General features: G+C 69.2%; 14 protein-coding genes and 1 pseudogene. 9 read left to right on the forward strand and 6 right to left on the reverse strand.

From position 1 onward, the window contains the following. Window positions 1-199 precede the first annotated feature (199 nt). From OG788_RS46520 to OG788_RS46530, 3 genes are all read left to right on the forward strand, one after another. The gene (locus OG788_RS46520) at window positions 200-1153 is read left to right on the forward strand and encodes an FHA domain-containing protein (RefSeq protein ID WP_406368326.1); all 954 of its coding nucleotides are present in this window, start codon (window positions 200-202) and stop codon (window positions 1151-1153) included. A 14-nt stretch (window positions 1154-1167) separates the two neighbouring features. Then, window positions 1168-1560, forward strand: coding sequence for a hypothetical protein (locus OG788_RS46525; RefSeq protein WP_406368324.1), 393 nt, complete (start codon window positions 1168-1170; stop codon window positions 1558-1560). Between the two features lie 202 nt (window positions 1561-1762). After that, entirely contained in the window at window positions 1763-1972 is a 210-nt protein-coding gene (locus OG788_RS46530) for a hypothetical protein (RefSeq protein ID WP_406377027.1), read from the forward strand. A 216-nt stretch (window positions 1973-2188) separates the two neighbouring features. Here OG788_RS46530 and OG788_RS46535 read toward each other — a convergent pair whose 3' ends face one another. The 3 genes and pseudogenes from OG788_RS46535 to OG788_RS46545 all read right to left on the reverse strand — a co-directional run bounded on the left by OG788_RS46535 (window position 2189) and on the right by OG788_RS46545 (window position 3969). Then, the gene (locus tag OG788_RS46535) at window positions 2189-2677 is read right to left on the reverse strand and encodes a helicase associated domain-containing protein (protein WP_406368323.1); all 489 of its coding nucleotides are present in this window, start codon (window positions 2675-2677) and stop codon (window positions 2189-2191) included. Between the two features lie 109 nt (window positions 2678-2786). Beyond that, window positions 2787-2915 (reverse strand): annotated as a pseudogene (locus OG788_RS46540) (hypothetical protein); the annotation flags it as partial. Window positions 2916-3741: 826 nt separating this feature from the next. After that, window positions 3742-3969: a hypothetical protein gene (locus OG788_RS46545; protein WP_406368321.1), complete on the reverse strand. Its 228-nt coding sequence runs from the start codon at window positions 3967-3969 to the stop codon at window positions 3742-3744. Between the two features lie 1189 nt (window positions 3970-5158). Between OG788_RS46545 and OG788_RS46550 the strand changes: the two genes are divergently transcribed. The 4 genes from OG788_RS46550 to OG788_RS46565 all read left to right on the forward strand — a co-directional run bounded on the left by OG788_RS46550 (window position 5159) and on the right by OG788_RS46565 (window position 9421). Continuing rightward, on the forward strand, window positions 5159-6562 hold the full coding sequence (locus OG788_RS46550) for a hypothetical protein (protein ID WP_406368319.1): 1404 nt from the start codon (window positions 5159-5161) through the stop codon (window positions 6560-6562). A gap of 96 nt (window positions 6563-6658) precedes the next feature. Then, window positions 6659-7258 (forward strand): class IV adenylate cyclase, encoded by a 600-nt coding sequence (gene cyaB, locus OG788_RS46555; protein ID WP_406368317.1) that lies wholly within the window; start codon window positions 6659-6661, stop codon window positions 7256-7258. Between the two features lie 1153 nt (window positions 7259-8411). After that, window positions 8412-8564: a hypothetical protein gene (locus OG788_RS46560; protein ID WP_406368315.1), complete on the forward strand. Its 153-nt coding sequence runs from the start codon at window positions 8412-8414 to the stop codon at window positions 8562-8564. Window positions 8565-8611: 47 nt separating this feature from the next. Further along, window positions 8612-9421, forward strand: coding sequence for a hypothetical protein (locus OG788_RS46565; RefSeq protein ID WP_406368313.1), 810 nt, complete (start codon window positions 8612-8614; stop codon window positions 9419-9421). 1131 nt (window positions 9422-10552) lie between these two features. Here OG788_RS46565 and OG788_RS46570 read toward each other — a convergent pair. Then, complete coding sequence (locus OG788_RS46570; RefSeq protein WP_406368311.1) at window positions 10553-10912, reverse strand: hypothetical protein; 360 nt, start codon at window positions 10910-10912, stop codon at window positions 10553-10555. A 544-nt stretch (window positions 10913-11456) separates the two neighbouring features. On the opposite strand from OG788_RS46570, the gene OG788_RS46575 reads away from it, so the two are divergent. Both OG788_RS46575 and OG788_RS46580 read left to right on the forward strand, forming a co-directional pair. Then, window positions 11457-11927, forward strand: a complete 471-nt coding sequence (locus OG788_RS46575; RefSeq protein ID WP_406368309.1) for a lamin tail domain-containing protein — start codon at window positions 11457-11459, stop codon at window positions 11925-11927. 239 nt (window positions 11928-12166) lie between these two features. Next, window positions 12167-12802: a DUF1524 domain-containing protein gene (locus OG788_RS46580; RefSeq protein ID WP_406368307.1), complete on the forward strand. Its 636-nt coding sequence runs from the start codon at window positions 12167-12169 to the stop codon at window positions 12800-12802. 3 nt (window positions 12803-12805) lie between these two features. Here the strand turns inward: OG788_RS46580 and OG788_RS46585 are convergent, their stop codons facing one another. Together OG788_RS46585 and OG788_RS46590 are read right to left on the reverse strand one after the other, a co-directional pair. Continuing rightward, a complete protein-coding gene (locus tag OG788_RS46585; protein WP_406368305.1) occupies window positions 12806-12988 on the reverse strand; it encodes a hypothetical protein in 183 nt (60 codons plus the stop codon). A gap of 108 nt (window positions 12989-13096) precedes the next feature. Further along, complete coding sequence (locus OG788_RS46590; RefSeq protein WP_406368303.1) at window positions 13097-14035, reverse strand: GntR family transcriptional regulator; 939 nt, start codon at window positions 14033-14035, stop codon at window positions 13097-13099. Between the last annotated feature and the right edge of the window lie 244 nt (window positions 14036-14279).

A 14279-nucleotide genomic window follows, 5' to 3' on the forward strand; every position in this document is an offset into this window, starting at 1 on the left:
GCGGAGACCAGCCTGTCGGGATCGGAGGGCTGCGGATCGAGGGGACGGCGGTCGAACGCACTGCCGAGTTCGGGCCGTCCGGGATGCTGTGGCAGGACGGGGCTGATCGGCCTTTACTGGAAGGTAGAGGATCACCGGAATAGGCGACCGAATCGTTTCGCCCGACGCTGGATGCTTCGCCAAGGCAGGAGGTCGTGCCATGGACCCGCCTCTGCGAGAGCGCGACCTACCGCACCTCGTGGTCGACCGCCCGGACCGGCTGCGCGGCCGGGTCTTCGTCCTCGACGATCAGCCGATGCTGGTCGGGCGGGACTCCGACTGCCAGATCCAGGTGGGCGATCCGAGCGTCAGCCGACGGCACGCGGTGGTGTGGCGGGCCTCGGGCCGGACCACTGTCGAGGATCTCGCCTCCACCAACGGCACCATGCTGAACGGTCACCCGGTGTTCGGGCAGCAGGTGCTGCACTCGGGCGACGTGCTGGATTTTGGGCCCTTAGAGGTGCATTACGAAGAGCTGCGCCCCGCCGACCGGACCGTTCAGACCCCGAAGCCCGGAGCCGGCGGCACCCCGGGCGGTACCTGGGACACCATGCCGGGCTGGGGCCCCGCCCCTGGGTCCGGGCCCAGGCCTCACGGCGCTCCCGCCGCGGGGCCGCCACCCGCCGGCCCGCCGGGCCGCCCGGCACCGCGCGAGGCCGGCCGTACGCCGCCCGGCGGCGAGCGGCGGTTCGACATCGGGGAGCAGCAGGCCGACCGGCTGAGCAACGTCGCCGGGGACCAGTACAACTACGTTCAGCAGGCGCAGCGCGAGAGCTTTTTCAAGGAGATCGCCGCGACCCGTACCAGGGCGCGACACCTGATCATGTTCGGCTTCCTGCTCTTTCTGGTCGGGGGCGGGATCTACGGCTGGGTGGTCATTCGATTCGTTGCCGGGACCAACGACGGTATTTCGTCGGGGAGTTCGACCTTCGACTCCTCCCCGGAGCTGCTCGGTCCGAAGGTGGCCGGGGTGCCGGTGGGGGCGGTCGGGTTCGCGATGGCGGCTATCGGGATGGTTCTGATGGTCATCGGGATCGTTCTGCACATCGTGACGACGTCCCGGCGCCGCCGCTTCGAGGATGCCGAGCGGCAGGCGTCCTGGCGGCAGCGGTGAGGAGATGGGGAGCCATGGCCTTCAACATCGGCAACCAGCAGGGCGGCGTGGTCAACAACGTCGCCGGGAACCAGACCGTTCACGGTGGCCAGTCGGCCGTCTTCACGGCGGGCGGGCAGGAGGTGCGCGGCCTGGTCCGGGACTTGAGGGCGTCGATCGAGCGGACGGCGCTGCCGCCAGCAATCGAGCCCGAGGTGCGGGCCGAGCTGGACTCGTTGGACGAGGAGGTCGCCCGGCCGGAGCCGGACCGGGAGGCAGTGGCGGGCCGGCTCGGCCGGATCACCCGGCTGCTGTCCTCGGCGGGTGCGCTGGCCGCGGCCAGCACTGGGCTGATCGGGCCGCTCGGAGCGCTCGCGGGCTGGCTCGGCGCACTCGGCCAGCCGATCTTGCGGGCGATCGCAGGCTGATGGGAGGAGGCTGACGGAGACGGCTTTGCCCCCGGATGTTGGACATGGGCCACGCGGGTCCGACAAGACCCGGCCTCAGCCGCTCACCACAGGGATCCTCTCTGTCCTTCATCAAGGCTGAGTGGTCTGCGGTGGCTGTTCCGGTGGTGCGTGGTTGGTAGAAGGTGCCGTCGGGGAGCATCGCGAAGAGCACGCCCATGCGGTGCCGGGCGAAGCGGAGGAGAGCAACTATCTGCAGACCGGCAGGGACCGCCACGCAGCCCATGTCGCGCCCTCCCGGGCAGCGGCCGATCTGGTCGTGGACGGGACCGCGAGCGAGGCGGAGATGCGGGCGGCCGTCATGCCGCTGATCGGGCCGGCCCTCGTGCCGACGCCCGCGGCGCCCTCGCGGGCACGGGGGTGTGCAGTGTGACCCGTACCCCCGGGGTCCCGGTGTTCGCGCTGTGACGTGTCCCGGGGGTACCGGCCCCGGGGCAGACGCCGCGTGATCACGCTTCCGGCGACACAGCCGACCCCCGGCGGGCTCTCAGGCGAATCTTCCTATTCGGCGGGAAGCGTCTGAGCGTCGTCATGAGTACACGTGACAGGCGTTCCTATCCATCACGTGCCATGCCGATCAGGGAGTTGTTCATGCCCAGCGCATCCCGAGCGCATCGAGCTCGGCTCGCCGTTCTGGGGTGAGCTTGTCGGCCCTGCGTCGCGTGTCGTCGAGCCAGCCCCCGAGCTTCAGCTCTACGCCTTCCCCGTCCTCACCAGCCAGTTCCTCCACGTACTTCCTCGGGACGCGCAGGTGGCCTTCGCGAGCGTGGAACTGACGGGCCGCAGCGAGATGGGTGGCCCACCGGTCCGCCTGCGTCTGCCGCACTGGCAGTTCGCCCTTGTCCGCGGGTTCGATTCCAAGGACGCTGTCGAGCATCCACTGCTGGGCCGGGGTGAGCTTGTCCCAGCCCATCCGCTGCGCCACCACCCACGCCCCGAGGTCTTCGCCCTGCACGAGTACCTCGCCTGCCCGTACAGGGAGCGTGGCGCCGGCTCGCAGGTGTGTGTGGGTGAGGTGGAAGCCGCGCTGCCAGTCGATTCCCCAGGCCGGGCACCAGGCCGGATCGATCGCGTCCAACGCTTCCAGACGGCTCTCCTGCCGCCGACACTGTGGTTTCTGCGAACGCACGCCGTTCGGCGTTTTCACGGGTCTTGCGGGCTGCGGCACGTTGGTTCTTCAGCCATACCCCGATCGCCATCTCGTCACCGCCCCACACCGCGTTCGTGGGCGCGAGCAGGTGCCCGTGTACGGCCGCGTAGTCCTGCGCCACAGCCAGGCCATCAGCCCACGCGCTCTCCCACGCCGACCACACCATTCCCAGCGCTTCGAGCGGGGCCCTTTGCGCTTGCGCTCAGCGGTGGTGGTAGCCGATGACGGGCGCCACGCGAATGACCGAGTCCGTCCTGGGCGTCGATCAAAGCCGTACGCGGATGCACGACCCGACGGAACTGTCGTTCGAACCGCATCTCGGGTACGCCTCGCAACAACATCTCTTGCACCAACTCTTGCCGCATCTCCTGCGAGATCTCTTGCGACTTCTCTTGCGCGAGGATCGCCCACATCACGGAATCCGTGCAGGCCACCTCCCCGTGTGGGCGTGGTCGGTTCTCTGACATCCCCTTTGTTGCCCCTTTCCGCGACGATTGGTGATGGGTGAGTGATTGGGGTGGGGTTGGAGGGGGCTTCGCTGCGCTGCGCCCTGGGCCCGCCTTTGGCGGGGCGGTGCTCCGCACCGGCTGTGCGGTGCTCCGCACCGGGGGGCTTCGCTGCGCTGCGCCCTGGGCCCGCCTTTGGCGGGGCGGTGCTCCGCACCGGCTGTGCGGTGCTCCGCACCGGGGGCTTCGCTGCGCTGCGCCCTGGGCCCGCCTTTGGCGGGGCGGTGCTCCGCACCGGCTGTGCGGTGCTCCGCACCGGGGGGCTTCGCTGCGCTGCGCCCTGGGCCCGCCTTTGGCGGGGCGGTGCTCCGCACCGGCTGTGCGGTGCTCCGCACCGGGGGGGACCTGCTCCGCAGGTACCGGTCCGCTCCGCGGACTGGGCGCAGGCTGGCCGTTCAGGCCGTTCGGGACCCTCACCGGCCGCCTTTCGGAGGCCGCCGGCAGGTGGGCGAGCGCTCGGCCGGCCGCTGCCTGCCATTGCGGATTTCACGACCCGTAGTGGCTCGACCCGAGCCTTGACCTCCATCTGGCGATCGGCTCGAACGGGGGCGTGCTCTTGCCCTCCACCAACAGTTCGTCCCATGACAGCGGTGCTGCGTCGACATCGTCGACGAGGAGGCGGCGTACGGCATCTGGAGCGAGCCACACCGCCTGCCGGAGCGAGCAGTCGTCGATCCTTCTCGCCACGGCCAGTCCGCACGTCTGGCAGGCCATGTTGGGACCGTCGCTCCCGTCGAGACCGCAGCAGGCACCGCCGCGCTTCTCGGGAGCCGGGTACCGCGGTTATCTCCGGGTGTGGTCACAATCGCCTCGGGCGCGCCATCAGACGGGGCGCAGGCCGGCGCGTGGATGCCGCGGGCCTCCGTCCTCTACCGGGTCGATCTCCTCCCACGGTCGCCACGGCGGTCCCCAGGGGTGCGGGTTCACGGCGAACGTCCCCGGCTTCATGAGCACCGGCATCTGGATCCCGTTCCCGTAGCTTTGATGGGCGTGGACCGGGAGAGAGCCTTGCGACAGCGGAATGGTCAGCTCGGCGTCATACCTCGCACAGCCGAAAACGAACAAGAGCCCTCTGCATGGGAGACAGCCGCACCGTCGCACCTCGGGGGTAGCCGGCCAATGCGTTTTCTCGTCCGTCGCGGGGACGGCGCCCGCCACCGTTGTGGAGCTTCCACGCAGTGTGAGGGAGTGTCAGTCGTCGTCTCTGACGGCGGCAAGCGGCTCACTCGGTGGGGTGGCCCTTTTTCCCTTGTGGTGCCCGAGTGCGGGTCGGTGTGGCTCTGCTGGGGGAGCAGTGGTGAGGTCCTCGTGCGGGTAGCCGGTGTGCTGGTCGTCTGGGGGGTCTGGCTCAGTTGTGAGGTGCGGCAAGAGGGAGGGGCGCGGAGGGGACTTGAGGGCCTTTGCTCGTGCTGTCCGTGAGGGGCTGGGCTGTGAGCTGGTGCCTCCGGCGGGCGCCGGGCCTGCCCAAGGGGGGGGGCGTGCCGGGTGCGGGTCGGTGGGTGGTTGGGGTGTGGGGGTGGGCGGGGGCTCCCCTCGGCTGTCCGGGCACCCTTCGGGCTACCACCGGGGCTGCGGGGGCCGCCAGGACGAGCCGCTACGCGGTCGCGCGAGCGCGATCCCGGCGGCCCCCGCAGCCCCGGTGGTGTGGCGGAGCTGCCCGGCCAACCGAGGGGAGCCCCCGCCCACCGGTTGGGGTGTGGCGGAGGCCCGCCCGCCGTCGGTCGGGTTTGAGGGTGGGACCGGTGTTGAGCTGCGGTTTTGTGCTCCAAGTCGCCTGCTTTGAGGGGCTGTTGGGGGTGGACACCCCACCTTGAATAAGGCATAATTATGGGTACCGGAAGGGGATAGGAGCCCTGGACGGCACGGCAGAACCCCAAACCTTCAACGCCACACGGAGAACAGAATGACCGTGCAGACCGAAACCGCAGCGGGCCACGCGTTCGCCACCGCCGCGAAGTCCGCCGCCGGCTACCTCGACGAGGCCGCGAACTCGCACGGCCGCGAGAAGATTCGGATGGTCCTCGACGCGCTCGCGCGAACCAACACCGACGCGCCGCATCTCGTGGAGATCGGCCCCGGCGGCGGCGCCGCCCTCCAGCACCTCACCGCCAGCCTCACCCGCACCGCCGACCGGCCCCGCACGCTGGACATCACCCTCATCGAGGCCCCCGGCGTCCTGTCGCAGGCCCTCGCCCGCGCCATCGACGGCTACCACGCCGCCGACTTGGGAACCTGCACCCTCACCAACGGTCTCGCGCAGGACCTCGCCGCCATCCTCGACCACCCCGTGGACATCGTCGCCGCGTCCGCACTCATGCACGAGGTCTACTCCTACGGCAGCGGGTACCGGTCGATCCACGCGATGATGCAGACCCTGCCCACCGTCCTGAAGCCCGGCGGTCACTTCGCCTACCGCGACGTCCGCACCACCGACGCCGCGACCCTGCACGAAACGGCCACCCACACCTACACGCATCGCGGATGGCTCCAGTTCATCCGCATGTTCACCTCGCCGTACCTGAACAACAGCCGCCATCCCTACCACCACTGCGGCGACGACCCGACCGTCCGTCAGAACTCCCGCATCGTCGCCCTGGAGGACATCGACCCCAGGACCAGCGCCGTCATCACCGCACCGATCGGCCTGTTCCGCGAGATCCAGCGCCACTACATCACCTTCCGCGACCACGCGTGGCGCTCCGGTGCCCTCGGATTCCTCCCCCGCCTCGAAGGCCAGCTCTCCGCCGACTGGATCGACGCGGCAGCCGGTCACAAGCGGGTCCACTTCACCCTCACCGAGGCCGAATGGATCTCCCCGCGACAGCGAGCGCTGCTGAAGAGCGTCAGCGAGCCGTACGCAGACCACTACGCCATGGACGGCGACATCTTCGACGAGTGCACCGACGCCGCCATCACAGAACTGCTCACCCTTGCCGAGAGCGGCGACGAGCGGTGCGCGGCGGTGTGGCGAGAGTGGATCGAGCGCGAAGGCCACGAGACCTACGTCTACCTCACCTTGAACGAACTCCTCACCGAGTTCGCGATCACGTCGGCGCAGGCGAACACGGACACCGTGATGATGCCCCGCACGCCCCGCGACGTCGTCACCCCCGAGCGGGCCTACTACACCCGCTACCTGCAAAAGCGCCTGCCCAACCCCCTTGCCGACGGCAAGCAGCTGGTTCTCTTCACCAACATCCCCGCCCACGACACCCAGGCACTCACGGCCGGTATCGAGACCCTGCGACCGCTGTGCAGCCGCGCGGCCATGGCCCGCCTGAACTGCGCACTCACCCAGATGATGTAACCCGCCCCCGGGGCCCTCGGACCACGACCGAGGGCCCCGCCCCCGCCGGGGCACCGGCCCGCATGTACGCCGCAAACAGCACAGGAGGATGACCCCATGACCGACACCATCGAAGTGGAGCGCAAGCGCGAACTGCCCGACGACGGCAGCACTCTTGCGCCCCTGCTCGCCCGACTCGGCTACGTCGCATCCGCCCCCGTCACCGAGGTCGACACCTACTACAGCCGCCCCGACGTCGACTACCTGCAAACCATCGAGTGCCTACGCGTGCGCCATCGCGGCGACTTCGCGGAGATCACATACAAGCCAGCCTCCACCCCGACGACCCACGCAGCCGACGACGTCGTGTCCAAAATCGAGACGAACGTCATCCTGCGCGAGGGCACCCAGGCACGCACGGCTGAGAGGCTGCTGACCTCGATCGGCATGCGTGAACTCGTCCGCGTCGAAAAGACCCGCACCACCTACCGCCACCCGCAGACTCCCGGCGTGAGCGTCAGCATCGACACCGTCCACGGCGCCGGTACCTTCGTCGAAACCGAAGTCAACCGACCCACCGCCGACGGCGCCGCCGAACTCATCGCGCACATCGAGAACCAACTCGGCATCACCGGACACCCCACAGTCGCCCTGCCCTACCGCGATCTCGTGCTCAGCCAGCACGAACAGCCCGCGACCCGCACGGCACACAGGTGATCGAACCACCTCTACGCCGAATGCCGCGCCGCCCGGCCACAGGGACGGCGCGGCTCACACCCTCCACAGGGTGCGCCCGGCCCGGGAAAAGGACGCCCCTGGCGGGGCGGCCGCCTGCTGGTCCGGTGCGTTTCCTGCGGGTCCGGCTCTCCGCTTCGCTCCGGCCAGCCCCTCCGGGCACCGGACCGTGGACGCGCCCCGCGGGGGCGCGGCTGCCCCTGCGCCTTCGGCGCTGGAAAAGGACACGCCTGACGGCGTGACAGCTCCATCTGGCCCCTGCGGGGCCGGGTCCGCTGACGCGGACCGAGCCGAACCGGTCCGAAAACGGCAATGCCGCCGCCGGACTGCGGCACCGACTCGGCCCGGACCACGCCGGCGGACGCCCTTCGGGCCACAGCCCTCGACACAGCCACGCCTGGCGGCGTGACTGTGTCGGCCGGCTCCTTCGTCGCCGGCCGGCCGCCCTCCTTCGTCGGGCGGCGTCGACCGCCTACGGCGGCGGTGCGGCGCTTCGCGCCGACAGGTTCCGTTGCGCAGGACCTGTGACCGCCGCTTTGCGAACGACACCGACATGCAGCTCATCACCACGGTGATCGAACGGCCACTTCACCTGGACAGACCGCGAACCCTCCAGCTGCCAGTCCGTCGAAGGGCGCCGACAGGCCCCCAAGGGGGTAAGTCGCCAACCGGCGTACGGTCTGCCGACGCGGATCGGGCGACCGGCTGGACGCACAGAAGAAAGTAAGGCAGAATTAGTGAATTCGAGAGGGTAAGGGTCTCGGCTTCGCCACCGCGCAACCCGCCGAAGACGAAGGCGGACGGCCGGCCCAATAGGAGTAGTGCCGGCCGCCCTATGCCCCCTGGCCCCAGGCCCTTCAACAAGCCCATATCCAGGAAGGCATCTACACATGATGGTAAACGACGCAGACCTCGACGCACCCCCGCCTTCGACGACCTTGTGACCTTCCGCGCAGGCGCCCCGGCCGCAGCCGACCCCGCTGTGACCCACCGCGTTCAGGGCGGCCCAGCTCCCTTGCGTCGGCGGCATCTGGTTCACCGCTCGCCGACGAGCAGGGCACGGTGCTCCGGACCGGGCATCGACGATCAGGACAGCGGCATCGCAACGGCCACGAGGCCGCCCGAGGCCGGCACGGTGCGGTGGGAGCACACGGCGCAGCAGACCCAGGGCCGCAACGTCACGAGCAACGCAGAGCGTGACGCCGAGCACGCGCTCACCGCGACCGGCGTGGTGCTCCTGCGCAGCCCGCCGACCGGGACGACCGCCGCGAGGAGCAAGCCGAACTGACGCGTGAGGCCCTGCCGCAGAACCCACAGACCATAAAGGACACCGCTATGGCCACGCTGGACAAACGCCCCGTACTGACGCGCAAGGAAATCGCCGACATCTACGAGCTCAGCATCACCCACCTGGAGAGGCTGTACCGGGAGCGCGAGGCCAACGGCCACCCCGAGGCCGCAGGCACGATCAACCGCGCGCTGGTCTGGTACGCCGCCGACTGGCACCAGTGGTACGAGCGCCACACGGACGTCGCCGCGCTGGAAAGCCGTGCGGACCTGCACGACCGTACGGGCCTGGGCCTGAGCACCCTCCAACTGCTGTGGCGTGACAGGAAATCCAACCGGCACCCCGAGCCGGAGAAGACCATCGGCAACACCATGTACTGGAACCCGAAGACCTGGGACACCTGGTACGAGAGCTACAAAACCAATCAGCAGTGGCGCTCGAACGTCGACCTCAGCGGAAACGCCGACGACCTGATCTCATTGTCCGAGGCCGCCCGCGTCCTGGGCATGGAACCGACCAGCATCACGAAATACCCGGTGAGGCCGCCGAAGCACTGGCCGGCACCCGCCGAGGAGACAACGACGGACAAGGGCTTCGTCAAGCGAAAGTACCGGCGCGGCGACATCTGGACCTACGCCGAGCACCGCGAACGTGGAGGCGGCCGCCCGACCGGAGGGACGGATCGCCGCTACCCCTACGACGGCGACCCCCGCCTGGACCAGGCCCGCACCGCGATCGAGGCACACCCCGAAACTCCCGCAGCCCAACTCGCCGGCCGACTGGCCCACGAACACGGCGGCACCGCAGGCACCTGGTCCCACATCGTCCGCAGCGCACGACAGCACCCCGAGGACTGAGCCGCGGCGATCAGCACGAGAGCGCTTTCGCCATCTGGCACTCCGCGACCGAGGAAGGTGAGCAACCGGCGTTCTCCTGCTGGGCGCAGGTATGCGAGTGGCTGTCCCACGCACGCGGCGATCTTGGCTGAAGGGCAGCGGGCTCGAGTCCGATGGGCCCGCCTTGGGGGAAGGCCCATCGCACTCACGGCAGCGGCTCGTTGCGCCCAGGAGTGATACCGGACTGCCCGGGCAGCTCCTGCCCCGACGCGGTCGAAGCGCTGCCTCGCAACTCTGTCCGCACCTCACGGATGGCCCTGATGGCGTCAACCAGCAGACGGCACAGAGGAGGGACCATTTCAAAGAGAGTGCGCAGGATCCATGCGGCCCCGCCGATGGCGGCCACTACCACTGCGGCCCAGCCGACACTGTCCATCCGGACTGATGCCCTTTCCGCTTCGGGCGGTCGGTCCGGCGCACAGGCAGGCTCGGTCCGACCACCAACTTCGTGGTCCAACCGAGAACCTGCCGACGTAACAAGGTCTCGCGAACGGGGCGGCATGGGCGGCCTACGTCATCGCGAGCCACCCCTTCAAAATCAATTCCAGAGACGCAACCGGCCGTTGGACCGAGCCTGCTGTGCCAGTACGTCGGCCTGACAAGCAGGGCATCGGCTAACCAGCCTGTCGCGCCTCCTAGCTGTGTCCCCCTGTGTTCTGCTTGGAATTCTGCGAGAGCTGCACGGCCAGCGTCAACCGGACACCGAACCTCTGGGGGCGCGAGGGACCAGAGAGACATCCGGGCTTCGTTGTGGGCTTCGGGCAACGTCGCACGCAGTCCGGCTTCCGTAGACGCCGACTACAGCCCTGCCGCCTCCGCCGTGAACAGCTCGATGCACTCGAAGTGCTCGACCTGCATTGGAAAACCGGCCCGGGATGACCCAGCCAAGCGGCCGACACGGCTTTCTCGCGCGCGCGAGTCTGACGTGACGGCCGCCGCGACACCGGTGGCGATCACCTCACCCCGGACACGCTCCTGACCGGAGTGAGGATCGGCTCCTGGCTGCACCGCCGGCTCACCACCTGGCCCACCCTCCACCCGGCCGGCAGCAGATGATGATCGAGCTCGGCCTCACCCCCGACACCAACCCGATCACCCCCGCCCGCCGCACAACGCCGCAGTTTCGAGGAGACCGTCCAGCTCCTGGAACTCTGCCTCCGCCGCGGAGGCCGCGCCCCCGCCTCCCGGGAAGAGATCGTCGTCGACGGCGACACCGTCCACCTCGGCGCCTGGCTCGCCAAAACCCGCACCAAACACCGCGACGGCCAGCTCCCCGAGGCTCACGCCCGCCTGGTCGCCACGCTCTTCGACGGTGACTGGACGACCGAGGGCGCCGTCCCGGCTGGAGATGGCGCGACAGAGAACAGCGCGGTGCGAAGCGGGTGGGCAGCATGCCTTTCCGGAGATGGCTGTGCCCGGAACACACTCGCCGTCTTCCTGGGAGGCGGTCATTGAGGCCGACGCGCCCTGTCTGATGTTATTGATCTTGAGCTGATCGGCGGAAGTCGCGCTGGTTTGGTGATGCGTTGGTGGTCCAAGGAAAGACGTCCCGCTTCCTGCGGGGAGATGCAGGTGCAAGGCCTGCCCGGCGCTCCACGAAGACCCTGTCCCGCCTTTCTGCGGGGCAGGGTCCCTCTTGCATCCGTGCGCGGTCTGGGCTGGCGTGCACTGATGCGGGCTGTTACTCACTTTCGGGTGACGGCCGGATGCCCGTTGGGGTGGCGTGGCCTGGCGGGTGTGGTCCAGTAGCCAGTTGCCGCAACGAGGAGACGTGTGGTGGGGCGTCAACTTCGCGCCTTCGCAACATAGATGGGCGATACAGGCGAACGTCACCGCGATCCGGATGATCGGTAACACGACACGCGTCTCGTTCACATTCCGGAGAACTGGCGGGAAGGGTGTGAATGCGCGGCCGGCCCGGCCGCCACCCGCACACCGCACAACCCGGCCAGGGATCTGGCGCGTTGGTTGTGCCCGCACGATGCAGGGGGAACCTGTGACCGTATCCAAGACTGCAGTCCGTCGTCTGACCGCCGCCGCGCTGACCACCGCGGCCATCACCGCGGCGATCGCGGTGCCGGCGTCCGCCGCCGACCCGCGCCCGCACCGGTCCGGTGTGGAGATCAGCCGGGTGCAGTACGACTCCCCGGGATTCGACGACCGCTCCAACCGCTCCCTGAACCAGGAGTGGGTGGAGATCACCAACACCACCCGCCACAGCGTCAACCTGGACGGCTGGACCCTCTCCGACGAGGACGGCCACACCTACACCTTCGACCACTACCGCCTCGACCGCCGCGCCACCGTCCGCGTCCACACCGGCATCGGCCGCGACACCCGCACCGACCTCTTCCAGGACCGCCGCGCCTACGTCTGGGACAACCGTTCCGACACCGCCACCCTGCGCAACGACCACGACCGCTTCGTCGACGACGCCTCCTGGGGCCGTCACCACTTCCGCCGCTAAGCGGAATTGAGCCGTACGCCGCGGGTTGCGTGAGCCACCCGGCAGCGGCGCGAGAGAAGGGGGCGGGCCGGTGACTGCGGCCCGCCCCCGCCTCCTTGTCCGTCGTTGCGTGGTGACCGCCCGGTGAAGGCGCCGTGGAGGGGTTGAAACGCCCGATCGACGCGCGTAGCGCGCCCGCCGGGCGGTGCGGTTTCCTCAGGAACGCGCATCTCCAACCCCCCACATTCTTTGGAGAGTTCATGTTCCGCCGCACGGTGTTCGGCCTGCCCACAGCCTCGCTGTTGATCCTCGGCGTGTGTGCCGCGCCGGCCCTGGCCGAGCCGCCCGCACCCCCGTCGACCACGACCGCGCGCAGCGAGCTCGCCGCCCTGACCGTCGCCGCTCCGCACTCGATGGACGGCTACGCCCGCGACAAGTTCGACATCTGGTCCACCCAGCCCGACGGATGCACCACCCGCCAGGACGTCCTCGCCCGCGACGGCAAGAACGTCCAGGACCAGCCCGGCAGCTGCCGGCCCGCGAGCGGTTCCTGGTATTCCGCCTACGACGACACCACCGTCACCGTCGTCGCCGATGCGACCATCGACCACATGGTCCCCCTCGCGGAAGCATGGCGCTCCGGCGCCGCCACGTGGACCGCTGATCGGCGCAAGGCCTTCGGCAACGACCTCAAGGACCCCCAGCTCCTGATCGCCTCGGAGTCGTCCAACTCCTCCAAGTCCGACAGCGGCCCCGCGGACTGGAAACCCACCAACCACGCCTTCTGGTGCATCTACGCCAAGGACTACACGCACATCAAGTCGATCTGGAAGCTCACCACCACCGACGACGAGAAGTCCGCCCTGTCCTCCATGATCGACACCTGCACCGACTGAGGTTCAGGCAGCGCAGCAAGAGGCCGCAAAGTGGCTGCGGTCAGACCGCGCGCTCAGCCTTGCCTGAGCCACGGGCAGCACGGGCGAGATCCACAGCATCTTGCTGGTGGGGTCGGTGACGACCTGGACGTTGACGCCGTGCCGGCGCTGCTTGGCCGAGTGGTCACCGTGGCCGTCACCGGTCACGGCCACACCTGGCGAGGGTCCCGGCCAGCAGCACGTCCGGTCTCTCTCGCGCGGGACCTCGAGGAGGCCTGGAGCCCGATGAGGCAGGTGGTGCAGGGGCAGTTGTGGTCAGTCGGTCGTGAGGTCGGTCGTGACGGATTCCCACAGGGAGTCGAACCATTGCTGGGACTGGATGACGAAGGCGGTGTCGTCGCTGGTGCTGTCGGTACCGAACAGCCGGACCAGTCGCATGGGGTTGGCGTCATAGATGTCGATCTGGCGGCCGTCGATGTCGAGGGGGCGACGGTGGAGGGTGTAGTAGGAGAAGAGGGCTTCGGTGTGGTTGACCAGGTAGAGCTTGGCCATGGGGGTGAACGGCAGGGCCCGGAAGGTGATGTGGGCCTCGATGCCGTGGGTGTCACGCAGTGACAGGAGTGCGGCGCGCAGGGTTTGTCCGTAGGCGTTGCGCTGGGCGAGCCAGCGCCGCTGGATGGTGTCTCCGCTCTCGTCCCAGGAGACGGGGCTGGGGAAGGCCAGGTCGATGTCGCGGCTGGGCAGCAGGACTCGGACCGTCACTGTCTGGGGGTTCACCTGGCCGGTGTGGACGGCATGGATCGGGCGGGCCATAGCGATGGACAGGGCCTGGCCGCTGAGGCAGACGGCGTCGATGGTCACCTCGTCCTCGGCGAATGCTGCCGTGAGCAGCTCGCCGAGCGCGGCGATGGCCGAACCGTGTGCCGGGGTCGGTCTGGGTGCCGGGCGGGATGTGTCGCGGCCGGCGGCATCCAGCAGGCCCCTCCAGTGGGGTGTGGAGGGCGGCGCTTTTGCTGCCCACGTGCACAGCTGCGTGACCACCTTCAGCAGGTCCGCAGTCTCCCGGGGGAGATGGTTGCCGCGCAGCCAGTCGCTGAGAGTGGCCAGCGGAACGCCGGTCGCGCGACTGGCCCGGGCGAGGGTCAGGCGGGAGCCGGCCTCTGCCAGGCGGGTCTGCGCCTGGTGCCACAGACTGTTCAGTTCGGTGAGGACCTCGGGGGGCTGACTGCTGCTGGAGGCGGGCACAGGCGTCAACTGCCCTTCTCACGAAGGCCGTCGGAAATTCCGACCCGGAAAAGCAGTCTAGGACCCCATCTGACGACTTTTCCGACGTTGTTCGACATCTCTGCCGTTGGCATGCTTCCCGCGCGTCAATGCCTGGTAGCGGCCGCGCGCATCGGGCGGTCGGCCTCGAAGGGAGCGGAGGGAATATGGCGCAGCGTTCGACCAGACGACGGCTGGCCCGGGCCGCACTGTTTGCCACCGTCTGGGGCGCCGC

The sequence above is a fragment of the Streptomyces sp. NBC_00647 genome (assembly GCF_045207245.1).
Classification (GTDB): domain Bacteria; phylum Actinomycetota; class Actinomycetes; order Streptomycetales; family Streptomycetaceae; genus Streptomyces.

Excerpts from the sequence above, each read along its gene's own strand:
- OG788_RS46520 (WP_406368326.1), top strand. The coding sequence starts at position 200 with ATGGACCCGCCTCTGCGAGAGCGCGACCTACCGCACCTCGTGGTCGAC.
- OG788_RS46525 (WP_406368324.1), top strand. The coding sequence starts at position 1,168 with ATGGCCTTCAACATCGGCAACCAGCAGGGCGGCGTGGTCAACAACGTC.
- OG788_RS46545 (WP_406368321.1), bottom strand. The coding sequence starts at position 3,969 with ATGGCCTGCCAGACGTGCGGACTGGCCGTGGCGAGAAGGATCGACGAC.
- OG788_RS46550 (WP_406368319.1), top strand. The coding sequence starts at position 5,159 with ATGACCGTGCAGACCGAAACCGCAGCGGGCCACGCGTTCGCCACCGCC.
- cyaB (WP_406368317.1), top strand. The coding sequence starts at position 6,659 with ATGACCGACACCATCGAAGTGGAGCGCAAGCGCGAACTGCCCGACGAC.
- OG788_RS46565 (WP_406368313.1), top strand. The coding sequence starts at position 8,612 with ATGGCCACGCTGGACAAACGCCCCGTACTGACGCGCAAGGAAATCGCC.
- OG788_RS46570 (WP_406368311.1), bottom strand. The coding sequence starts at position 10,912 with ATGACCGCCTCCCAGGAAGACGGCGAGTGTGTTCCGGGCACAGCCATC.
- OG788_RS46580 (WP_406368307.1), top strand. The coding sequence starts at position 12,167 with ATGTTCCGCCGCACGGTGTTCGGCCTGCCCACAGCCTCGCTGTTGATC.